Source organism: Amycolatopsis cynarae (assembly GCF_026802195.1).
GTDB classification, from domain to species: domain Bacteria; phylum Actinomycetota; class Actinomycetes; order Mycobacteriales; family Pseudonocardiaceae; genus Amycolatopsis_E; species Amycolatopsis_E rhizosphaerae.
In genome coordinates this window covers 7,371,669-7,393,707 of sequence record NZ_CP113836.1, presented here as the reverse complement: position 1 = coordinate 7,393,707, position 22,039 = coordinate 7,371,669, and the positions used below count along the sequence as shown (strand labels likewise).

The 22,039-nt window shown below is 70.4% G+C and carries 20 protein-coding genes and 1 tRNA gene; 14 read left to right on the top strand and 7 right to left on the bottom strand.

Annotated features, from left to right (window positions below; all coding sequences use genetic code 11):
• Window positions 1–176 precede the first annotated feature (176 nt).
• Entirely contained in the window at window positions 177–503 is a 327-nt protein-coding gene (locus tag ORV05_RS35935) for a hypothetical protein (RefSeq protein WP_268756309.1), read from the bottom strand.
• 1,070 nt (window positions 504–1,573) lie between these two features.
• On the opposite strand from ORV05_RS35935, the gene ORV05_RS35930 reads away from it, so the two are divergent.
• Genes ORV05_RS35930 through ORV05_RS35920 form a run of 3 tightly spaced genes read left to right on the top strand, consistent with a single transcriptional unit; the run spans window position 1,574 to window position 4,352 of the window.
• Entirely contained in the window at window positions 1,574–1,993 is a 420-nt protein-coding gene (locus ORV05_RS35930) for a YciI family protein (protein WP_268756307.1), read from the top strand.
• Window positions 1,994–2,008: 15 nt separating this feature from the next.
• Window positions 2,009–3,328, top strand: coding sequence for an RNA polymerase sigma factor (locus tag ORV05_RS35925; protein ID WP_268756306.1), 1,320 nt, complete (start codon window positions 2,009–2,011; stop codon window positions 3,326–3,328).
• A gap of 55 nt (window positions 3,329–3,383) precedes the next feature.
• Window positions 3,384–4,352, top strand: coding sequence for a hypothetical protein (locus tag ORV05_RS35920; RefSeq protein WP_268756305.1), 969 nt, complete (start codon window positions 3,384–3,386; stop codon window positions 4,350–4,352).
• Window positions 4,353–4,437: 85 nt separating this feature from the next.
• On the opposite strand, the gene sigJ is transcribed toward ORV05_RS35920, so the two are convergent.
• The 3 genes from sigJ to ORV05_RS35905 all read right to left on the bottom strand — a co-directional run bounded on the left by sigJ (window position 4,438) and on the right by ORV05_RS35905 (window position 7,701).
• Window positions 4,438–5,358, bottom strand: coding sequence for an RNA polymerase sigma factor SigJ (gene sigJ / locus ORV05_RS35915; protein WP_268756304.1), 921 nt, complete (start codon window positions 5,356–5,358; stop codon window positions 4,438–4,440).
• On the bottom strand, window positions 5,355–6,545 hold the full coding sequence (locus ORV05_RS35910) for an NAD(P)/FAD-dependent oxidoreductase (RefSeq protein WP_268756303.1): 1,191 nt from the start codon (window positions 6,543–6,545) through the stop codon (window positions 5,355–5,357). Before ORV05_RS35910 ends, sigJ begins: the two co-directional genes overlap by 4 nt.
• A gap of 127 nt (window positions 6,546–6,672) precedes the next feature.
• Window positions 6,673–7,701, bottom strand: coding sequence for a WD40 repeat domain-containing protein (locus tag ORV05_RS35905; protein ID WP_268756302.1), 1,029 nt, complete (start codon window positions 7,699–7,701; stop codon window positions 6,673–6,675).
• A gap of 286 nt (window positions 7,702–7,987) precedes the next feature.
• On the opposite strand from ORV05_RS35905, the gene ORV05_RS35900 reads away from it, so the two are divergent.
• Window positions 7,988–8,116 carry a hypothetical protein gene (locus tag ORV05_RS35900; RefSeq protein ID WP_268756301.1) on the top strand — a complete coding sequence of 43 codons (129 nt, stop codon included), beginning with the start codon at window positions 7,988–7,990 and terminating at the stop codon, window positions 8,114–8,116.
• 63 nt (window positions 8,117–8,179) lie between these two features.
• Here the strand turns inward: ORV05_RS35900 and ORV05_RS35895 are convergent.
• Window positions 8,180–8,255, bottom strand: a tRNA-Thr gene (locus tag ORV05_RS35895).
• A 212-nt stretch (window positions 8,256–8,467) separates the two neighbouring features.
• Between ORV05_RS35895 and ORV05_RS35890 the strand changes: the two genes are divergently transcribed.
• The 4 genes from ORV05_RS35890 (at window position 8,468) to otsB (ending at window position 14,667) form a co-directional block, all read left to right on the top strand.
• The gene (locus tag ORV05_RS35890) at window positions 8,468–8,905 is read left to right on the top strand and encodes a MarR family winged helix-turn-helix transcriptional regulator (RefSeq protein ID WP_268756300.1); all 438 of its coding nucleotides are present in this window, start codon (window positions 8,468–8,470) and stop codon (window positions 8,903–8,905) included.
• 128 nt (window positions 8,906–9,033) lie between these two features.
• Window positions 9,034–10,554, top strand: a complete 1,521-nt coding sequence (locus tag ORV05_RS35885; protein WP_268756299.1) for a threonine/serine exporter family protein — start codon at window positions 9,034–9,036, stop codon at window positions 10,552–10,554.
• A gap of 54 nt (window positions 10,555–10,608) precedes the next feature.
• Window positions 10,609–12,087: an alpha,alpha-trehalose-phosphate synthase (UDP-forming) gene (locus ORV05_RS35880; RefSeq protein WP_246127627.1), complete on the top strand. Its 1,479-nt coding sequence runs from the start codon at window positions 10,609–10,611 to the stop codon at window positions 12,085–12,087.
• Between the two features lie 48 nt (window positions 12,088–12,135).
• Window positions 12,136–14,667, top strand: coding sequence for a trehalose-phosphatase (gene otsB / locus ORV05_RS35875; RefSeq protein ID WP_268756298.1), 2,532 nt, complete (start codon window positions 12,136–12,138; stop codon window positions 14,665–14,667).
• Window positions 14,668–14,730: 63 nt separating this feature from the next.
• On the opposite strand, the gene radA is transcribed toward otsB, so the two are convergent.
• The gene (gene radA, locus ORV05_RS35870; RefSeq protein WP_144586912.1) at window positions 14,731–16,089 is read right to left on the bottom strand and encodes a DNA repair protein RadA; all 1,359 of its coding nucleotides are present in this window, start codon (window positions 16,087–16,089) and stop codon (window positions 14,731–14,733) included.
• A 54-nt stretch (window positions 16,090–16,143) separates the two neighbouring features.
• Window positions 16,144–16,707 (bottom strand): copper chaperone PCu(A)C, encoded by a 564-nt coding sequence (locus tag ORV05_RS35865; protein ID WP_268756297.1) that lies wholly within the window; start codon window positions 16,705–16,707, stop codon window positions 16,144–16,146.
• Window positions 16,708–17,001: 294 nt separating this feature from the next.
• On the opposite strand from ORV05_RS35865, the gene ORV05_RS35860 reads away from it, so the two are divergent.
• The 6 genes from ORV05_RS35860 (at window position 17,002) to rlmB (ending at window position 21,911) form a co-directional block, all read left to right on the top strand.
• Window positions 17,002–17,493: a CarD family transcriptional regulator gene (locus tag ORV05_RS35860; RefSeq protein ID WP_144586914.1), complete on the top strand. Its 492-nt coding sequence runs from the start codon at window positions 17,002–17,004 to the stop codon at window positions 17,491–17,493.
• A 102-nt stretch (window positions 17,494–17,595) separates the two neighbouring features.
• On the top strand, window positions 17,596–18,261 hold the full coding sequence (locus ORV05_RS35855; RefSeq protein WP_268756296.1) for an IspD/TarI family cytidylyltransferase: 666 nt from the start codon (window positions 17,596–17,598) through the stop codon (window positions 18,259–18,261).
• Window positions 18,258–18,728 (top strand): 2-C-methyl-D-erythritol 2,4-cyclodiphosphate synthase, encoded by a 471-nt coding sequence (gene ispF, locus ORV05_RS35850; protein WP_268756295.1) that lies wholly within the window; start codon window positions 18,258–18,260, stop codon window positions 18,726–18,728. Before ORV05_RS35855 ends, ispF begins: the two co-directional genes overlap by 4 nt.
• Before the next feature lie 107 nt (window positions 18,729–18,835).
• Window positions 18,836–19,522 carry an HAD family hydrolase gene (locus ORV05_RS35845; protein WP_268756294.1) on the top strand — a complete coding sequence of 229 codons (687 nt, stop codon included), beginning with the start codon at window positions 18,836–18,838 and terminating at the stop codon, window positions 19,520–19,522.
• Between the two features lie 34 nt (window positions 19,523–19,556).
• On the top strand, window positions 19,557–20,948 hold the full coding sequence (cysS, locus tag ORV05_RS35840) for a cysteine--tRNA ligase (RefSeq protein ID WP_268756293.1): 1,392 nt from the start codon (window positions 19,557–19,559) through the stop codon (window positions 20,946–20,948).
• A 6-nt stretch (window positions 20,949–20,954) separates the two neighbouring features.
• The gene (gene rlmB / locus ORV05_RS35835) at window positions 20,955–21,911 is read left to right on the top strand and encodes a 23S rRNA (guanosine(2251)-2'-O)-methyltransferase RlmB (RefSeq protein WP_268756292.1); all 957 of its coding nucleotides are present in this window, start codon (window positions 20,955–20,957) and stop codon (window positions 21,909–21,911) included.
• The last annotated feature ends 128 nt before the right edge of the window (window positions 21,912–22,039 follow it).

Genomic DNA, 22,039 nt, shown 5'->3' with positions numbered 1-22,039 from the left:
TCCGTCGAAAGCAGGGTGTCCTGCCCGGGCGGTGTTCCTACAAGAAGGCGGTCCGAGGCAGAACTGAACGGACCGCGACTTTCGACGATACGGCACCGCGCGGGCAGCGCGGCGCTCGGAGTGAGAAAAACGGGAGGCGGGCGCGCACCGTGCGCACCCGCCTCCCCGGATCCACGCTAGGACCGCACGATTCCGAACAGAACCCCGACGGCCGCGACGATGATCGCGAGCAGGAACAGGGCGTTCCACCACAGCCTGCTCGAGCGGCCTGCCACCTGCTCCGTCAGCGCCAGCCGGACACCCGGCCGTCGGAGGGCCGGGAACTGCATGAGGAACAGCACCGACGTCCCGACCCGCACCCCGTGCAGTGGTTCGGCCGCCGCCTCCAGCAACTCGTCCAGCCCCACGTCGACGGGAATGGGGCGGTCGTCTCTCCCGCGCACGACGTTCGCGGGAGAGACGACCTGCTCCGGCCCGCGACGCCTACGCGGCTGTACTCTCATCAAGTTCGTACTGCTCCTTCTTGCGACTGTGGATAGTGCGGCGCGAACATTCGAGCGGCTCCCCGTTGCCCCGGGGAGCCGCTTTCTCGGGGAAGACGAAAATCGCCTCCCCCGTGTCCACTGCCCCATCTTGGCAAAGCGCGGACGAAATTTTGACCCGTACGGACTAGTAGGTTTCCACGGAGCGTGACCAGTCGTTAATCGGTTGCCCCAGCGGGTTGAACGGCGTTCTACCGCGGTTTGATGTTCATGCGAAAAGGTGACCGCGGCCGGGCGCGCTACGCACAATGGTGAATTCGATCGCCCAAGGCGGAGTTCGTTCCCGATCGAGTGACGCAATCACGCTCAGCCCATTCCCGGAATACTCAGCGAAGCCGCCGCTCACCGAGCGTTCCGCACCGCTCGTCGTATCAGGTGCGGGCGTGAACGGGGACTGGAGCCCTAGGCTGCCGGGGTGCCCAGCACTGGCAGCGGACGGACCCGCCTCGTCGTGCTCCGCGGCCCGTCCGGCTCGGGCAAGTCGGCCACGTCCCGCACCCTGCGCGACCGCCTCGGCCGCACCGTCGCCCTCGTCGAACAGGACTATGCGCGGTCGGAGCAGGGCCTTGCCCTCAAGGTGGCCTTGAGGGCGTTTATGACCCTGAAGGTGACCTTCAGGGCACCCAATCACGCGCACCAGCGTGGGACCAGCCCGGCGGCCCCTGGCCGATACGACCGTGAGGGGACCCCTCACGGCCCGGCCCCCACGGAGTGCCCGGAGATGGAAAACCCCTGGGCGCCGGTCGGGCGTCCAGGGGAGCGAAGGGGTCGGCGCGGCGGTCGCCTCTCGGCGAAGGGCACGAACGCGGCTCCGGCCGAACGGTGTTCCGCGACGGCAAATGTGGTGAGGCCCGGGGGACACGGACCGCACCGACCGCTCATCACAACACGCCCCTACCGCGCCCTATTCCCGCTGGAAGCGGTCGGGTCGGGAAAGATCTTGCGGGGGTGTGTCGATCCGCGGCACATCCCGTTCGACCTCAGGGCGAGAGGGTCCGGAGAGCGGACCCGGAGACCAGGGAGTACCGACCATGAAGTACATGCTGATCATGCGCGCCACCGACGAGGCCTTCGCCAAGATGGGGGAAGTCGACTTCAACGAGATGCTCGCGACCATCGGTAAGTACAACGAGGAGATGATCCGCGCGGGCGTGCTGCTCGCCGCGGAGGGCCTCGCCGACGCCGCCGAGGGGGTGGTCGTCGACTACTCCTCCGAGCCGCCGGTGGTCACCGACGGTCCCTACGGGGAGACCAAGGAGCTGTTCGGCGGGTTCTACATCCTCAACGTCGCGTCGAAGGAGGAGGCGATCGAGTGGGCCAAGCGGTCGCCGGTCACGGGCGCGGGGTTCAAGACGGAGATCCGCCGCGTCACCACCATCGACGAGTTCCCGCAGGACAACGAGTGGATCCAGAAGGAACGGGCGTGGCGCGAGGCCAACGGCCAGCTCTGAGGGGATCGGTTTCCGATGGCGGATCACACCGGCCGTGAGGCCGTCGCCGCGGTCTGGCGGATCGAGTCAGCCCGGATCGTCGGCGCGCTCGCCCGGTACACCGGCGACTTCGCACTGGCCGAGGACCTCGCCCAGGAGGCACTGGCCGAAGCTCTGGTGACTTGGCCGCGCGACGGCGTGCCCCGCAATCCCGCGGGGTGGCTGCTCACCGTGGGCCGGCGCCGCGCGATCGACGCGTTCCGCCGTCGCTCCGCACTCGACGCGAGATATGCCGCCTTCGCCCACGAACTGGGCGAGGGCGGCATCTTCTCGGGGAGTGCGCCGTCCGATCCGCCGAGCGAGGCGGAGGACGTGCTGTGGGATCCCGAGCAGATCGACGACGACCTGCTCGCGTTGATGTTCATCGCCTGCCATCCGGTGCTGTCGCGAGAGGCGAGGGTGGCGCTCACCCTGCGCGTGGTCGGCGGCCTGACCAGCGACGAGATCGCCAGGGCGTTCCTCGTGCCGACCGCCACCGTGCAGGCCCGGATCACCCGCGCGAAGAAGACCCTCGGCGCGGCCAGGGTGCCGTTCGCGGTGCCGCCTCCCGAGGAGCGGACCGCCCGGCTCGGTTCGGTGCTCAACGTGGTCTACCTGATCTTCACGGAAGCCTCCTCGGCCAGTTCCGGCGAGGATCTGATCCGGCTCGACCTGGCGAGCGAAGCACTGCGCCTGGCGCGGGTGCTGACCCGGCTGGTGCCGGGCGAGCCCGAGGTCCACGGCCTGCTGGCGCTGCTCGAACTGACCGCGGCGCGCTTCCCCGCCCGCATCGGGCCGGACGGCGAGCCGGTGCTGCTGGAGCACCAGGACCGCCGCCGCTGGGACCACGCCGCCATCCGGCGTGGGCGCGCCGCCCTCGCCCGTGCCGGGCGCGTCGGGCGGGGCCTGGGCGCCTACGGCCTGCAGGCGGCGATCGCCGAATGCCATGCCATGGCCGGGTCGGTCGGTGAGACGGACTGGGAGCGCATCGTGCTCCTCTACGAGGCGCTCGGCAGGCTCGCCCCGTCACCGGTGGTGGACCTCAACCGCGCGGTGGCGGTCTCCATGGCCCGGGGCCCGGGCGCGGCGCTGCCGATCGTGGACGAACTGGCGGCCGCCGCGTCGCTGCCGCACTCGCACCTTCTCCCGACCGTCCGCGGTGAACTGCTCACCCGTCTCGGCCGCACCGACGAAGCGCGCGCCGAACTGGAGCTCGCCGTGGGGTTGTGCGGCAACGACCGCGAGCGAGCCGTGCTGGAGCGCAAGCTCGCCGACCTGGGGCAAAGCCGTGACAGCCGACACGGCCGCCAGGCGTAACGATCCCCAACCGCCGCCGATTGCCGGAACAGCAACCGAAGAGAAAGCGGCCAAAGTGGACGATAACGCCTTCACCCCGCCCGGCGAAGCGCCTGCCCTGCGGGATCCGGACTGGCGGCGCTACGCCCAGCAGGAGGCATGGGTGGATCTGCCGGCACAGCGGCGCCGTGCGCGACGGCGGCAGCGTTTCGTCGCGCTGGCGGCGGTGCTGGCCGTCGCGGTCGGCGGCGGGGCCCTCGTGTACTACTGGGGAATCCCGGCGTACCGCGGCTATCTCGCCGACCGGAACGAAGGCCCGAAGGGACTGCCGGACCGGGGGCGCGTTGACCTGGCGAAGCCCTTCGAGCACACCGCGGCGCAAAACTGGTCCGAAGGCATCGACGGACTCACCACCCCGCCTGCTTCCCAGGTCGGCACCTTCTCTCCCCGGGAAACCGCCGACGCGATGGAGGCGGTGAAACGCACCATCACCGCCTCCTTCCTCGACCGGGAGGTCATCGCCGACCACAAGCCGGACCACTTCGTGGCCTCGATCGCGCCCGATGCGGCCCGCTGGGAGATCACACCCGAGGGCTTGCGGAAGGGTTCCTCGGTCATCTCGGTGGCCGACGGATTCCGGCTGCTGCCCGTGTCGCCGAGGATGACCGGCAGTCTCACCACGAGGCCGGGCGATCCCGGCAAGCTGACGGTGCACGCGAGTTTCGTGGTCGCCTACGCGTTCGACCCGGGCGACAGGAAGATCGACGGCCCCAGTGACATCGAGCCCTTCCTCCGCCAGGAGATCGACTACGTGGTGGTCTCCGCGGCGGCGCCGGGGTACGAGAAGACGAGCATCGGGGTCTGGCCCGGCCGGGCCGAAGGCGTCTTCTACGCCGCCGCCTGCAAGGCGATACGGAAGAACCAGCTCGCCCCGATGCTCTACACCGAGGAAACCACCGCCCCCACCGAATCGGGCCCCGTCGTCACCGACCCCGGCATCTTCGATCCGAGCAAGCCCCTGCCGCAGGCCAACGAATGCCCGTGAGCGGTCTCCATGACCACCTCCCGGTTCGGTGACATCGGCTCCCCCTCGCATGTCCACGGCTGCGGATCCGCGGGAATCCTGCGGTCTACCGGGGTGCGGTGTCCGTCCGGGCGATGGTGCGCGGGGTGCCGAAGGCCGCCAGCTTGTCCGGGTTGCGGATGCCGTAGCCGTGGCTGACCACGCCGTCGACGATCTCCAGCAGGAAGACGGCTTCGAGGTGATCCCCGGTGTAGATGGCCATCGCGGGTTCGCTGTTGCAGTCCACCGGCTCGATCCGCACGTCCGGTCTGTTCCGGAACGCACCGAACAGTGTCAGGAGAACCGCGGCCACCTGTTCCGCGCCCTTCATCTCCAGCGGGCGCATCGCGATGACCTTGCCGCCGCTGTCGGTGGTCCAGGTGACGTCGGGGGCGAGCATCGACAGCAGGCCTTCCAGGTCCCCGGTGGCCGCCGCCGTCATGAACCGTTCGGTCACTTCCGCGGTCCGGGCGGCGTCGGCGGGCCCGAACCGCCTGCGCCGCGCCTGCACGTGCCTTCGGGCGCGGTAGGCCATCTGGCGCGCCGCGGCCACCGATTTGCCCACCGCCGCGGCGATTTCGTCGTAGTCGAAGCCGAACACCTCGCGCAGGACGAACACCGCCCGCTCGTCGGGGGTGAGCGTTTCGAGCAGGACGAGCATTCCCATCGAAACGGACTCGGCGAGCACGATGTCGGCCGAGGCGTCCCGATCGGTGAGCAGCAACGGCTCGGGCAGCCACGGGCCGACGTAGTCCTCGCGGCGGCCCGCCCTGGCTCGTAGCGCGTTGAGCGCCTGCCGGGTGACCAGTTGTGCCAGGTACGACTTGGTGTCGCGCACCGTGGCGAGGTCCACCCGGGACCAGCGCAGGTAGCTGTCCTGCAACACGTCGTCGGATTCCGTTGCGGAGCCGAGGATTTCGTAGGCGACCGTGAACAGCAGCGGCCGCAGCAGGGTGAAGCGCTCGGCGTGCTCGTCGAGGGTGGTCATGGCTTCGCGGTCTCCCCGGGTGCGAATACCGCCTGCTCGGGCCGCCTGCCGCCCTTGAACCAGACCAACGAGCCGGGCTTACGGGCCTCGCGGCGGATGCCCCACATCGTGCCCTTGGTGGCCGCCTCCTTGATATGCGCACCGATCCGGCCGCCGACGTAGAAGCCCACCGCCGTGTCGTCCTTGCGGGCGACCTGGGTTATTCCGGCCTTCCGGCCGAGGCTGACGTTGGATCCCAGGAAGGCCGTGTCCAGCCTGGCGGGCTCGGCACCGTCGATGCGGCTGAGCACGGTCTCCGCGGCTATCGCGCCGAGGGGTCCGGCGGCTTGGCAGCTCATCCGCAGCGGCTGGTTCGACGGTGCGGCGGCGTCGCCGGCCGCCAGGACACGCTCGTCGTCGAGACTGGTCAACGTCTCGTCGGTGATGAGCCGCCCGAGCGGGTCGGTGCGCAGCCCGCTGCTCGCGGCCAGTTCCGGCACGCCGAACCCGGCGGTCCAGATCGTGACCGCGCCGGGCAGCGTCGTGCCGTCGGCCAGCACCGCGCCCTTACGGAGGACCTCGGCCACCCGCACGTTCTCGATCACCTCGACCCCGTGTCCGGCCAGCCACTTTGCCACGAACCGCCGTCCCCGTGCCGAGAAGGTCGGAGCCAGTTCGCCGCCGCACACCAACGTGACGCGGTAACCCTGTTCGGTCAGCTCGGCGGCCGTCTCGATCCCGGTGAGCCCGCCGCCCACAACCGTGACCGGTGCCTCCGGCGCCAGCTCGCCGAGAGCCGCGCGAAGCCGCTGAGCGTGCTCCCATTCGGCTATGGGGTAAGAGAATTCGGCCGCACCCGGTACCGACGGAGGCGTCGCCGCGGTGCTGCCGACCGCGTAGATGACGTAGTCGTAGCGGAGTGCGTCCCCCGAGGCCAGCCGAACGGTCCGCGCGGCGGTGTCGATGCGGGTGGCCTCGTCGACGACCAGCCGCACGCCGTCCGCGAGCAGCGTGTCGTAGTCGGCGGTGGCCTCGGCGGTACCGGCCACGAACTGGTGCAGCCGAAGACGCTGGACGAAACTCGGGCGCGGGTTGACGAGGGCGACATCGACGTCGGCGCGCTTCCGCAGGCGGTTGGCCGCGATGGTGCCCGAGTAGCCGCCGCCGATGACGACGACCTTGGCGATGGTGCGAGTCTGATCGGTCATGCCCCCGAGACACGGCCGGGGGCCGACGCATAACAGAACGTGGTGCACACCACTGCACGGGCAACCGGGACCGGCCGCGGCCATGCCGGAGGGGCCGTTGTCGGCTGTTGGCCGGTGTGGCAGTTGGTCAGCGGCGGCTGGTCACATCCCACAGCATCCCAGTGTGGACGCCCCCGGAGGCGAGGGTGCGGCCGTCGGGGCTGAACGCCACGCTCATGACGGCGCCGGTGTTGCCGACGAGCGGCGCGCCGAGCGGCTGATGGCTGGCCACGTCCCACAACCGCACCGTCTCGTCGTTGCTTCCGCTGGCCAGGCTGCGGCCGTCCGGGCTGAACGCCACGCTCCAGACGGCGTCGGTGTGGCCGGTGAGCGGCTCGCCGACCTGCTGATGCCTGGCCACGTCCCACAACCGCACCGTCCCGTCCCAGCTTCCGCTGGCCAGGCTGCGGCCGTCCGGGCTGAACGCCACGCTCCTGACGGAGTAGGTGTGGCCGGTCAGCGGCTCGCCGACCTGCTGATGGCTGGCCACATCCCACAACCGCACCGTCTTGTCGTCCCCTGCGGTGGCCAGGGTGCGACCGTCCGGGCTGAACGCCACGCTCGCGACCAAGCCGGTGTGGCCGGTCAGCGGCGCGCCGACCTGCTCATGGCTGGCCACATCCCACAACCGCACCGTCCCGTCGTTACTTGCGCTGGCCAGGGTGCGACTATCGGGGCTGAACGCCACGCTCATGACGATGCCGGTGTGGCCGGTCAGCGGCGCGCCGACCTGCTGACGGCGGGCCGCGTCCCACAACCGCACCGTCGTGTCATAGCTTCCGCTGGCCAGGGTGCGACCGTCCGGGCTGAACGCCACGCTCATGACGACGTTGGTGTGGCCGGAGAGCTCGCGGACCTGCTGACGGCTGGCCGCATCCCACAACTGCACCCTCGTGTCCGGGGTTGCGGCCGCCAGGGTGCGGCCGTGCGGGCTGAACGCCACGCTCGCGAACATGCCGGAGTAGCCGGTGTGCGGCGCGGAGAGCAGCTCATCGCCGCCGCTAGGTCGGCCGCCGGCGCGTGGACCGGCGTCGTCCTTCCCGGTGAGCGCCAGGGTCAGCGCGACCCCGCTGCCGAGGCCGACCAGCGCGGCGACGACACCGATGACCACACCCATCTTCCAGGACCTTCTGGGCGGGATGCCGCCGACATGGCCAGGCTGCTCTGGTCCGCGCTCCTGCGCCCCCTCGCCAACGGGGCCTGGCTGTGGTGCTTGTGGTCGCGGATCGGTCACCTTCGGTCCTCCCAGGTTCCTGCCGGCCGCCCACGCGCGATGCGGCCACCTAAGCTCGTCCGGCCACAGTAGCGGCGGTCGATGAGTTTCCGATGACACGACAACACTGGCTCGGCGCCCTCAAGGCCCGCAGCCCGCTGACAGCGCCCGCCAAACCTGAACTTGCCGCATGACTCAAGTGACGCTGGAAAGCGCTTTCCGCGCCCAGGAAGCGAATTCGCGGACGAGCGGCTCGATCGTCTTCTCGCTGTGGAGCGGCCGGGGGCCGCCCCCGTACCCGCCTGACGAGGGCAACTGAGACGGAAACTGAGACTGGCCCCGGCCAGGGAGCAATCCGCTACGGGAAACTCCCTGGTCGGGCTGGAGCCGACAAGGGGGCTCGAACCCCTGACCTGCTGTTTACAAGACAGCTGCTCTACCAACTGAGCTATGTCGGCATGGGCCTGGCACATCATATCCGCCGAGCCGGGCGGGCCTCCCCGCGCCACGGGATGACCGGTCGGAGTCCATCGACACCCATTCATCACGGACTGTTACAAACCCGAGACCGGCAGCGTCCGCGCAACCGCGTTATCAACGTGCCGACCAGCACAGATCATCATCGAGCGTGATCACGGATTGTAATGGTAAGCTGGTGCTTACGATCAGCATGAACACAACATCCACCGAGCCCGACCGACCCGATCTCGCCGCGATGGTCGTCCCGCTGGGGCGCGCCCTGACCCGGCTCGAGGAACCGATCGTGCGCGAGCACGGCCTCGCCCCGTGGGCCTACACCGTCCTGACGGCGCTCGCCGAAGGACCGCTCCGCACTCAAAGCGCCCTCGCCGAACGGATCCGGGCGGACAAGACGCGACTCATCCCGGTACTCGACGACCTTCAGCAGCGCGGGTTGATCGAACGACGGCCGGATCCCGCCGACCGGCGGGTACGGCTGCTCGCGGCTACCGTCGAAGGCCGGGAGAAGGCACTGAAGGCGCAGGCGGAAATTCGACGGCGGGAAGACGATCTGCTCGACCGGCTCCCCCCGGAGGACCGCCGGTCCTTCCTGCGCGCCCTGCGGACCCTCGCCGGGAACCTGCCCTGACGGCCGGCTCCACCCACGTTTAGTTGATCTTCGACAAAGTGGCGCACGCCACGGTTGCTTTCTTGCAACGCCGGGCGGGCGCGCGACGATGCTCACCGGGAACTTTTCCTTAAGGAGGTGGAGGTCCGATGGAGGACAACCAGCACGTCCGGGTCCCGATCACCCGGCGACGTGGCTGGCACATTCTCGACGCACCGCCGTGGGACCCGAACGACCAGCGGGCCCAACGGCGCAGGCGCGCCACCGGTCCACGACGGCGGGCCTGGCAGATTCTCGAAGCACCCATCGGGGAGCGGCCCGCCCCGGCCACCGGCAGCGAACACGGCCCGTCGGTTCCCGACGACGCCACCGTCAACTTCGTCCTCGACCTGGTCCTGCGGATCGGCGAGGTGCAGATGGCCAGCGGCGCCGGCGCTTCGGACGTCACCGCGACCATCCTGTCGCTCACTTCGGCGCTCGGCCTTCCGCACTGCGAGGTCGACGTCATCTTCACGTCGATCACCGTCACCTGTCACCGCAGCACCGGCATGGCCCCGGTCACCGCGCTGCGTGTGGTCCGCTCCCGCGGCCTCGACTACACGCGGCTGTCGGCGACCGAAATGCTGGTGCAGCAGATCAACCGCGGCAACCTCAGTGCCGAAGAGGCCTACGCCGAACTGGACCGGATCACCCGGGCGCCGCACCCGTACCCGCGCTGGGTCGCCACCCTGGCCTGGGGCGGCATGGCCTTCTTCGTCACCCTGATCATCGGCGGCGGCCTGGACGTGGCGCTCGGCGCGCTCGTCATCTCCGCACTGGTCGACCGCCTCGGCCGCCAGCTCAACAAGTACGCCCTGCCGTTCTTCTTCCAGCAGGTCCTCGGCGGGTTCGTGGCCACGGGACTGGCCACCCTCGCGGTGGAGACCGGTCTGGTGCCCACCAAGTTCTCCACGCTGGTCGCCTCGGCCGCGATCACCGTGCTGCTGTCCGGGCTGTCCACGGTCTCGGCGGTCCAGGACGCCATCACCGGCTACAACGTCACCGCGGCCGGCCGAACCATGGAAACCGGGTTGATGAGTGCCGGGCTCATCACCGGCGTCGCCCTCGCCCTGAACGCGGCCAAGGTGCTCGGATTCGGCCAGGTGGTCCCGGAACTGCCCGCGCAGACCGCGCTCGGCCTGCCCGTGGTCACCGCGGCCGGTGCCGCGGCCGCCGCCTGCTTCGCACTCGCCAGCTATTCCACGCTGCGGTCCCTGCTGGTGGCCGGGGCCGCCGGGGCCATCGGCGCGGGCGTGTACGGCGGGCTGGTGTTCGCCGGGTTCGACCCCATCAGCTCCTCGGCGGTCGCCGCGACCCTCGTCGGCTTCTGCGGCGGGGTGCTGTCACGACGGCTGAAGGTGACGCCCCTCGTCGTCGCGGTTTCCGGGATCACGCCCCTGCTGCCTGGTCTGTCCACGTACCGTGGCCTCTACGAACTGGCTACCCAGGCGAACGGCAACATCTCCACCCTGATGAAGGCGGTCGCGATCGGCCTCGCGCTGGCCGCGGGCGTGGTGCTCGGCGAGTACCTCGCCCAGCCGGTCCGCAGCGGCCTCGGCCGGCTCGAACGGAAGCTGTCGGGTCCCCGGCTGGCCGGCCCACTGCAGCCGTCGCAACGTCGCCTGGAGTAATCGGTTGAAGCCACCGCGCGGTCGATCTTGCCGCATGGCGACGAGATAGTGTTCATGGTGCCGCGCCCGACGAGCGAGGGAGCAGCTAGCGTGAGCGAACCAGGTATCGGGAAGGCTTCGGCCGATTTCGTCGTCGTCGCCAACCGGCTTCCCGTCGACCTCGACCGGTCCTCCGACGGCACTCAGCGCTGGACGGCGAGTCCCGGCGGGCTGGTGTCCGCACTGGAGCCCTTCCTGCGCTCCCGCAAGGGCGCCTGGGTCGGCTGGCCCGGCGTGCCGGGGGTCGAGGTCGATCCCTTCGCCGACGACGGCCTGGTGCTCTACCCGGTGACACTGAGCGGCGACGAGGTCCGCGACTACTACGAGGGTTTCTCCAACGCCACCCTCTGGCCGCTCTACCACGACGTGGTGGCCCCGCCGGTGTTCGAGCGGCGCTGGTGGGAAAGCTACGTCAAGGTCAACCGCCGGTTCGCCGAGGCCAGCGCGAGCGTCGCGGCCGAGGGCGCCACGGTGTGGGTCCAGGACTACCAGTTGCAACTGGTGCCGAGCATGCTCCGGGAACTGCGTCCCGACCTGCGCATCGGTTTCTTCCTGCACATCCCGTTCCCGCCGGTCGAGTTGTTCATGCAACTGCCCTGGCGCGCCGAGATCGTGCGCGGGCTGATCGGGGCCGATCTGGTCGGGTTCCACCGGCCGGGCGGGGCGCAGAACTTCCTGTGGCTGGCGCGCACCCTGGTCGGGCTGGAGCCGAGCCGCGGTGCGGTCGGCGTCCGGTCCCGGCCCGGCATGATGCAGGTCGGCAACCGCACCGTGCGGGTGGGCGCCTTCCCCATCTCGATCGACGCGGCCGGACTGGACGGGCTCGCTCGCACGAAACAGGTGAGTGAGCGCGCCGCCGAGATCCGCCGCGATCTGGGCAACCCCCGCACGGTGCTGCTCGGTGTGGACCGTCTCGACTACACCAAGGGCATCGACCTGCGGCTGCAGGCGCTGCACGAACTGCTGCACGAAGGCCGGATCCGGCCCGAGGACGTGACTTTCGTGCAACTTGCCACGCCCAGCAGGGAACGGGTCGAGCACTACCAGCGCATGCGCAGCGACATCGAGCAGATGGTCGGCAGAATCAACGGGGAATTCGCGCGCGTGGGCCGGCCTGTGGTGCATTATCTGCACCAGTCGGTGAGCCGGACCGAACTGGCCGCGTTCTATTCCGCGGCCGACGTCATGGTCGTGACACCACTGCGAGATGGGATGAACCTGGTCTGCAAGGAGTACGTCGCCTGCCGTCACGACCTCGGCGGCGCTCTCGTGCTGTCCGAGTTCGCCGGTGCGGCCGCCGAACTGACCAGCGCGTTCCTGGTCAACCCCCACGACCTCGACGGGGTGAAGAACGCGTTGGAGGCTGCCATTACGCTCGACCCTGCCGAGGGCCGGCGTAGGATGCGTGCTTTGCGCCGCCAGGTCCTCACCCACGACGTAGACCGGTGGGCACGTTCGTTCCTCGAGGCGCTCGGGTCCGAACCGGCTTCCTGAATCAGCCGACTGTCCCTCATTGACGCTTGAGCTCCTTAAGGAGGAGTGTTGACCGCCGAGTCCCTGCCCGCCGAGCTGCGTCGCGCGATCGTGCAGATCGCCCGCACGCCGCGACTGTTGGTCGCGTGCGACTACGACGGGACGCTGGCTCCGATCGTGACCAACCCGGACGAGGCGCGCCCGCTGCCCGAGTCGGTGGGTGCGCTCCGTTCGCTGGCCGGACTGCATGAGACCACCACGGCGGTGATTTCCGGGCGGGCGCTGCGGGATCTGGCGATCCTGTCCCGTCTTCCGTCCGAAGTGCACCTGGTCGGCAGCCATGGTTCCGAATTCGATCTCGGTTTCGTGCACGCGCTCGACGCCGAAGCCCGCGATCTGCACCGCCGTCTCGAGCACGAGCTCGAAGAGCTGGTGCGGGACGTGCCCGGCGCGCAGCTGGAGGTCAAACCGGCCAGCATCGCGGTGCACGTCCGCCGCGCCGATCGCGAGGACGCGCGCCGCATCCTCGACGAGGTCCACAATGGACCGTGCCGGTGGGCCGGTGTCTCCACCACCGACGGCAAGGAGGTCGTCGAACTCGCCGTCGTGCAGACCGACAAGGGCAAGGCGCTGGACACGCTGCGCCACCAGGTCGGGGCGACCGCGGCGGTGTTCCTCGGCGACGACGTGACCGACGAGAAGGTGTTCGCGCGGCTGTCCGGTCCCGACCTCGGCATCAAGGTCGGCGACGGGGAGTCCCTGGCGGACTACCGCGTGGATGGCACCGAGGACGTCGCCACCGTGTTGGCGTTCCTGCTCGAAGAGCGGCGCAACTGGCTCTATGGCGAGCAGGCCCCGCCCATCGAGCGGCTGTCCCTGCTCGCCAACGAACGGTCCGTCGCGCTGATCACCCCCGACGCGCGGCTCACCTGGCTGTGCCATCCCGGGCCGGACGCGCCCGCGGTGTTCGCCGACCTGCTGGGCGGCACCGCCGCCGGGCACTTCTCGATCGGCCCGTACAAGGGCGGCCTGCCCCTCGGCCAGCGCTACCTGCCCAACACCATGACCGTCGAGACCCGCTGGTCCCGCCTGCTGGTCACCGACTACCTGGAACCGCACGGACCCGCCCACCGCACCGATCTGGTCCGGGTGATCTCCGGAACGGCGATGGCCTCGGTGGTGTTCGCGCCACGGCCGGAGTTCGGCGCGGTCCCGGTGAACCTGGTGCGCGAGGCCGACGGCCTGCGCGTCATGGGCACCTCGGAACCGTATGTCCTGCGGGCTCCCGGCGTGGAATGGGAGATCAGCAACGACGGTCTCCACGACACCGCCACCGCCGTCGTGCAGCCGACCGCCGATTCGCCGGTGGTGCTCGAACTCCGCTGCGGCACCGACGACCTGCATCCGCACGAGCTGTCCGAAGTGGACCGGCGGGCCAGGGCGGGCAGGTACTGGAGCGAATGGGCCGCCGGGCTGAAACTGCCCGGTGTGGAGGCCGATCTGGTGCTGCGCTCCGCGCTGACACTGCGCGGGCTGTGCAACAGCGACACCGGTGGCGTGCTGGCCGCGGCCACCTCCTCGCTGCCCGAGGAGATCGGCGGGGTCCGCAACTGGGACTACCGGTACTGCTGGATCCGCGACGCCGCGATGACCGTGCGCGAGCTGGTCGGTCTGGGCTCCCTCACCGAGGCCGACGGCTACCTGCAGTGGCTGCACGGCGTGCTCGGCACCCTCGCCGGGCCCGAGCGCCTGCACCCGCTGTACACGCTGGCGGGCACCCCGCTCGGCGCCGAAGCCGTCATCGACACGCTGCCCGGCTACGCCGGTTCCCGCCCCGTCCGGGTGGGCAACCTCGCCAACCACCAGGTACAGCTGGACGTGTTCGGCCCCGTCGTCGAACTGGTCTGCTCGGTGGCCGAGGTACGAGGCGACCTCCGGGACCAGGACTGGGAACTGGTCCGCGCGATGGCCGAAGCGGTCACGCGCCGGTGGTACGAGGCCGACCACGGCATCTGGGAGGAGCGGCACGTCCCCCGGCACCGGGTGTACTCGCGCGTCATGTGCTGGGTGACCATCGACCGGGCGATCAAGCTCGGCGAGATCTACGAGCGTGAAATCCCGGAAGGCTGGCACGGACTGCGCGACACGATCGCCCGAGACGTGCTCGAGAACGGCTGGAACGAGGAGGTGCAGGCCTTCACCACCGCCTACGACGGCACCGACCTCGACGCGGCCTCGCTGTTCGTCGGGCTCACGGGGCTGCTCGACCCCTCCGACGACCGGTTCCAGTCCACCGTGACCGCGATCGAAGCCGAACTGCGCAGCGGGTCGACCGTGTACCGCTACCGGCGCGACGACGGGCTGCCCGGCGACGAGGGTGGCTTCCACCTGTGCGCGGCGTGGCTCATCGAGGCCTACCTGCTCACCGGACGGCGCACCGAGGCCGAGGAACTGTTCGAACAGATGGTGGACGCGGCCGGCCCCACTGGGCTGCTGCCCGAACAGTACGACCCGATCGCCGAACGATCCCTGGGCAACCACCCCCAGGCCTACTCCCACATCGGCCTGATCCGCTGCGCCAAACTCCTGGCCCAGCAGTAGGCAGGACAGCGACCGGGAGCTGTGCGCTGTGCTCCGGGATGACACTCCCGGAGCACAGCCGGCTCAGGCCCGGTGCGCGGCGTGGAGCGCGTCGGCGACGTTGCCCACCTCGAGCACCCGGATGCCGTCGGGCAGCTTGCCCGGATCCGGCGGGACGATGGCGTGGGTGAACCCGAGCCGGGCCGCCTCCGCCAGCCTGCGCCCGACCCCGGTGACCCGCCGGATTTCGCCCGCGAGCCCGACCTCCCCGACCGCGACCAGTCGCGGCGAAAGCGCCACGTCGCTCAGCGAGGACGAGATGGCGAGGATCACCGCCAGATCGACGGCGGGCTCGGTCACCTTCATCCCGCCGACCGTCGCGGCGTAGACGTCCTGCTCGCCGAACCGCACTCCGGCGCGCTTCTCCAGTACCGCCAGCACCATGCCGACCCGCGCCGCGTCCAGGCCGCTCACCGCCCGCCTCGGCTGCGGCAGGCTGCTCTTGGACACCAGGGCCTGCACTTCGCACAGCAGTGGCCGTTTGCCCTCCACGGTCACCGTGACGGCCGTTCCCGGGACGGCTTCGGCATGCCGGTTCAGGAACAGGCCCGACGGATCGGGGACGCCCACGATGCCGTCGTCACGCAACTCGAAGCAGCCGATCTCGTCGGCCGCGCCGAACCGGTTCTTCACCCCGCGGATCAGGCGCAGGGTGGAATGCCGATCGCCCTCGAAGTGCAGGACCACGTCGACGAGGTGCTCCAGCACGCGCGGGCCCGCCACGGACCCGTCCTTGGTGACGTGGCCGACGAGGACGATCGGGAGGTTGCGTTCCTTGGCGAGCGCGACCAGGCCCGCGGTCACCGCGCGGACCTGGGTGACCCCGCCGGGCGCACCCTCGGCCTGCGGAGAGGCCATGGTCTGCACGGAGTCGACGATCAGCACCCCCGGCCGCACCGCGTCAACGTGGCCGAGGATGGCCGAAAGATCGCTCTCGGCGGCCAGGAACATCTGTTCATGCAGGTTCCCGGTGCGCTCGGCACGCAGCCGGACCTGGCCCGCGGACTCCTCGCCCGTCACGTACAGCGCCGCGCCCCGCTCGCCCGCGGCCCACTGGTAGGCCACTTCGAGCAGCAGGGTGGACTTGCCGACCCCGGGCTCACCCGCCAGCAGGACGACGGCTCCGGGCACCAGTCCGCCGCCCAGCACCCGGTCGAGTTCGGACACGCCGGTGGGCCGGGCTCTGGCCGCCTCGAGATCGACCTGCGCGATCGGCCTGGCCGGGGCACTGGGCGCCCCCGCGGCGACCCTGGCGATCGCCGGGCGCGCGTCGCCCCGTTCCTCGACGGTGCCCCATGCCTGGCACTCCGGGCACCGTCCGACCCATTTCGCGGCCTCGTACCCGCATTCGGCGCAGCGGTAGCTGATGCCCTTCTTGACCACGGCTGGAGACGTTAGCGGCAGCCACCGACAGTTTCCGTGGCCGCCCCGGCCCCGTCAGCCGCGGGGCTTCTCGACCGTGGTCTCGCAGGTGAGGGTCTTGGTGGGGGCGGCGATCGGCAGATCGGCGTTCACCGCCCCGGCGTTGCGGAAGGTGAAGGTGACCGGGATCAGCTGGCCCGGCCACAGCGGCGCCTTCAGGCCCTGCAGCACGATCGACGCGCTGCCGACGCCGGGCGCGGTGCTGGGGGTGGCGCTCGCGGCGGCGGCGGACTCGGCCTGGTTCGCCGGGCCGACCACGACGCGGCTCACGCCGGCGATCGTCTTGTCACCCGCGACGGTCGCCCCGGAGGCACCGGTCGAGCTGACGGAGAGGAGCTCGTCGGCCTGGTTGCCGTCGTTGGCGATGGTCAGTGTCAGCGGCGCGCTGTCGCCGGAGGCGTAGGCCTGCAGGCACTGGTTGTTGTTCACGACGGCGGCGTTGCGCACGGAGATCGCGCCGGCCTTGACGGAGGCGCCGTTGACCGCGGGCGGCATGGTGTCGGTCTGAGTGATCTGACCCGCACCGCACCCGGCGAGCACCAGGGCGGCACCCGCGCCCAGCACACCCGTGGTGAGCACACGACGATTCTGCAGCCTCACGGTCTTCAGTCCCTCCTAGAGCCCGCCTTACCAGTGGGCAGAGTAACCCGGTGCCGAACGCGCCCCGGCACCCGGTGGCATTGTGGCCCCGGAGCCGTCCACAGTGGACTCCCGGGCAATCGGCGGAGGACCTGCATGAGCACGCCAAAAATGGATTTGTCAACCCCCTCGACCCTCCCGGCAGGGCCCTGACCTGCGAGGACGATCTCAGCCCACTAGGTGGGTTCCCTCGCAACGTGCTACCATGGAGGCAGCGAAAGGGGCAGAGGACACATGGTTTTCAAGGTCGGAGAGACCGTCGTCTACCCGCACCACGGTGCCGCACTCATCGAAGCCATCGAGACCCGCGTGATCAAGGGCGAGGAGAGGCAGTACCTCGTCCTCAAGGTCGCGCAAGGGGATCTTACGGTTCGCGTTCCCGCGGATAACGCCGAGATCGTCGGTGTCCGGGACGTCGTCGGCCAGGATGGCCTGAACCGTGTTTTCGACGTGCTGCGTGCTCCCCACACCGAAGAGCCCACGAACTGGTCTCGTCGGTACAAGGCCAACCTCGAGAAACTCGCCTCGGGCGATGTGAACAAGGTGGCCGAAGTGGTGCGCGACCTCTGGCGGCGAGAGAAGGACCGTGGCCTTTCCGCTGGTGAGAAGCGGATGCTGGCCAAGGCCCGGCAGATCCTGGTGAGTGAACTTGCCCTCGCCGAGGGCACCGACGAGGGCAAGGCGGAGACGCTCCTCGACGAGGTCCTGGAAACCGCGGCGGTTTAGCGTCACCCCCCACCCTGCCGCGCACGGCTCGTGTCCGGGCGCACTCGGCAGGGTGGCCGCGTGGGTGACCCGGTGCACGAGCCCGTAGGTTCACCGGTGACCATGACGAAGATCGCCGCACTAGTCATCTCCGATACCGAGGGGCCGGACATCCTTGTCCGCGTCCATGGCGAGCCACTACTCGCGCACACCCTGCGGGGTCTGTTCGAAGCGGGTTGCGTGGATCGCGTGGTCGTCGCCGCCTCGGCGCGCGGGCTCGAAGCCTGCTCCGAGATCGTGGGGAAGATACCCGGCGCCCGGCAGCGGTGCCGGGTATTTCCCTGTGGCGCCGACCGCGCCGAATCGATCCGGCTCGCCTTGGACGCCCTCGACGCGTTCGACGCCGGGGGCGTACCCCACGACGCCATCCTGGTGCACGACGCGGCCAGGCCGTTCGTCCCGCCCGCCACCGTGCGCACGGTGGTCGAGGCGGTCTTGCGAGGGGCGGAGGCAGCCGCCCCCGTGTTACCCGTCACAGACACCGTCAAACTCGTCGACGGCGAGGGCGTGGTCGTCGCGACGGAGGACCGCTCGCGCCTGCGCACGGTGCAGACCCCCTTCGGTTTCACCGAATCCGTGCTCCGCGACGCGTGCGAGCGCGGCCTCGATCCCCTGGCCGACCCACCCGCTACCGTGCGGACCGTCGCCGGGCATCCCCATGCGATCCGGCTCGCGACGCCGTTCGATCTGGCGGTCGCGGAAGCGTTACTACTCGAGGAGCGAGCTTGAGGGTCGGCACCGGGGTGGACGTGCATCCCGTCGAAGAGGGCCGGGAATGCTGGATCGCCGGGCTGTACTGGGAGGGAGTGCCCGGATGCGCCGGGCACTCGGACGGGGACGTGGTCGCCCATGCGCTCTGTGACGCGATGCTGTCGGCGGCCGGGCTCGGCGATCTCGGCGCGGTGTTCGGCACGAGCGATCCGCGCTGGTCGGGCGCGCACGGCGGCGAGTTCCTGGCCGAGACCCGGCGGCTGATCACGGCCGAGGGCTGGCGGCTCGGCAACGCCTCGGTCCAGGTCATCGGCAACGCACCCCGGGTCGGCACCCGGCGCACGGAAGCTCAGGCGGTGCTGAGCGAGGCGGCGGGCGGGCCGGTCAGCGTGAGCGGCACCACCACCGACGGCCTGGGGCTCACCGGCCGCGGGGAAGGTGTGGCCGCGATCGCCACCGCCCTCCTGCTCCCCGCGGACGCTTAGCGACCTGGTGGATCCGCTTCTTCGACTACCTGTGATCGCTGACCGTGCGACGAGCCGAACATCACTTCGGCCACCCCCGGCACCTCGTTCCCCGATAACCTGGGGCCGTGGCGATTCGAGCCGTGATGTTCGACTTTTCCGGCACGCTGTTCCGGCTGGAGCAGGACGAGACCTGGCTGAGCGATCTCACCGACGGCGATGGTGAACCGCTCGACCTCGAGGCGCAGACCGAGCTCATGCGCCGCATGACCGCCCCGAGCGGCACGGTCGTGGAACTGGACGAGGAATACCAGCACGCCTGGGACAACCGGGACCTCGATCCGGAACTGCACCGCAAGATCTATCTCGAGGTGCTCCGGAAGTCGGGCCTGTCCCGGCCCGAACAGGCCGAGGCCCTGTACCGGCGGCTGGTCGACCCGGGCGAGTGGACGCCCTATCCGGACACGGCGGCCGCGCTGAAGGGCGTCGCGGCCGGGGGCGCGAAGGTCGGGGTGCTCAGCAACATCGCCTTCGACATCCGCCCCGCGTTCGGTGCGCACGGCCTCGACCAGCACGTCGACGAGTTCGTGCTCTCCTACGAGGAGGGCGCGATCAAACCCGATCCGGTGATCTTCGAGATCCTGCTCGACCGCCTCGGGGTGGCCCCCGGCGAGGCCCTCATGATCGGGGACAGCGAGGAGGCCGACGGCGGGGCCCGGGAGCTGGGGTGTGCTTTCGCCCTGGTCGACCCGGCGCCGACGGACGTGCGGGTGGACGGCCTGCTGACCGTTCTGCGCGGGCACGGGGTGCTGTAACGCCTCTTCCGGGCGAGCCCCGTACCATTTCAGGGTGGCCCTTCACCTCTACGACACCGCGACCAGGAGCGTGCGGGAGTTCCATCCCGCCCGTAGTGGAACGGCGTCCGTGTACGTGTGTGGGGCGACCGTGCAGGGCATCCCGCACATCGGGCACGTCCGCGGCGCGCTGAACTACGACGTGCTGCGCCGCTGGCTCGTCCACAGTGGACTAGACGTGCTGTTCGTGCGCAACGTGACCGACATCGACGACAAGATCCTCGCCAAGGCCGCGGACCACGGCAGGCCGTGGTGGGAGTGGGCCTTCCAGCACGAGCGTGCCTTCGAAGACGCCTACACCGCGCTGGGCTGCCTCCCCCCGTCGATCGCGCCGCGCGCCACCGGTCACGTCAGTCAGATGGTGGAGCTCATGCAGCGCCTCATCGACGCCGGGCACGCCTACGCGGCCGGCGGCGACGTGTACTTCTCGGTGGCCACGTTCGACGGTTACGGCGCCCTGTCCCGCCAGAAGCTCGACGAGGTCCAGCAGGGCGAGAGCCTCGGCGAAGGCAAGCGCGACCCCCGCGACTTCACGCTCTGGAAGAGGGCGAAACCGGGCGAGCCGTCCTGGCCGACGCCCTGGGGCCCCGGACGCCCCGGCTGGCATCTCGAATGCTCCGCGATGGCGACCGCGTACCTCGGCGCCGAGTTCGACATCCACGGCGGCGGGGTCGACCTGGTGTTCCCGCACCACGAGAACGAGCGGGCCCAGTCGATGGCCGCGGGCGACCCGTTTGCCCGGTTTTGGCTGCACAACGCCTGGGTGACCCTCTCCGGCGAGAAGATGTCGAAGTCACTGGGCAACGTGGTCTCCATCGAGGCGATGCTGCGCGACTACCGGGCCGCCGAACTGCGCTACTACCTCATCCAGCCGCACTACCGTTCGACCATCGAGTACTCCGACGGCGCCCTCTCCGAGGCCGCCCAGGGCTACCGCCGGATCGAGCAGTTCCTGCGGCGGGCGGGCGGTCGGTCGGGTGTGGTCGGCCCCGGCGAACTCGCGCCGGAGTTCGTGGCCGCGATGGACGACGATCTCGCCACCCCGGCGGCGATCGCCGCCGTGCACAACGTGGTCCGCGAGGGCAACACGGCACTGGACGCCGGGCAGGACGAGGCCGCCCGGACGGCCGCGGGTTCGGTGCGGGCCATGATGGGTGTGCTCGGCCTGGACCCGCTCGCCCCCGAATGGGCGGAGGGCGCCGGCGTCGAGACACCGGCCAGGCAGGCGCTGACCGATCTGGTCGACAACATGCTGGCCGAACGCCAACAAGCCCGCGCGGCACGCGATTTCGCCCGTGCCGACGCGGTGCGAGATCGGCTGCTCAAGGCCGGAATCACGGTCGAAGACACTCCAGATGGTCCGTTGTGGACCGTAAAGGACGCTTAGAAGATCATGGCTGGAAATTCGAAGCGCCGGGGTGCGATCCGCAATCCCGGCTCGAAGAAGGGTGCCGTCAAGGGTTCCGGCGGCCAGCGGCGCAAGGCGCTGGAAGGCAAGGGCCCGACGCCGCGCGCCGAGATGCGCCCCGGCCACCCCGCGCAGCGGCGTGCCGCCGCGGCGGCCAAGGCCGAGCGGAGCCGGGAACGCAAGAACGAGGGCCCCGAGGTGATCGCCGGGCGCAACCCGGTGGTCGAGGCGCTGCGCGCCGGTGTGCCCGGCACGAGCCTGTTCGTCGCGCTGAACATCGACGCGGACGACCGGGTCAACGAGGCCGTGCAGCTCGCCGCCGACCGCGGCATCTCGATCCTGGAGATCCCGCGCGAGGAGCTGGACCGCAAGACCAACCGCGCCGTGCACCAGGGCCTCGGCCTGCAGGTGCCGCCGTTCGAGTACGTGCACCCCGACGACCTGCTCGCCACCGCTCGCGACTCCGGGGAGCCGCCGCTGCTGGTGGCGCTGGACGGCGTGACCGACCCGCGCAACCTCGGCGCGGTGGTGCGGTCCGCGGCCGCCTTCGGCGCGCACGGCGTGCTGCTGCCCGCGCGCCGCAGCGCGGGCATCACGGCGGTGGCGTGGCGGACCAGCGCGGGCACCGCGGCGAAGCTGCCGATCGCGGTGGCCACGAACCTGACCCGCCAGCTCAAGGCGTGGGCGGACGACGGCCTGATGATCGCCGGGCTGGACGCCGACGGTTCGGTCGACATCGACGGCCTGAACCTCGCCGCCGATCCGCTCGTGATCGTGGTCGGTTCCGAGGGCCGCGGCCTGTCCCGGCTGGTGCGGGAGACCTGCGACGTGACGGTGTCCATCCCGATGGCCGCCGGTGTCGAGTCCCTCAACGCCTCCGTGGCCGCGGCCGTCCTGCTCGCCGAGGTCGCCCGGCGGCGGCGGCAGTCGGGTCGCGTCTAGGACATCCGCTGGGGCGGCCTCGAACATCGGTCGCCCCAGCAAACCCCGGGCACCGGCCGTTCTCACGGGCTTGTCGATATCCGGCCGGGGCAGCGGCACGGTCGGTTAAGGTCAGTGCGCTGATCCTG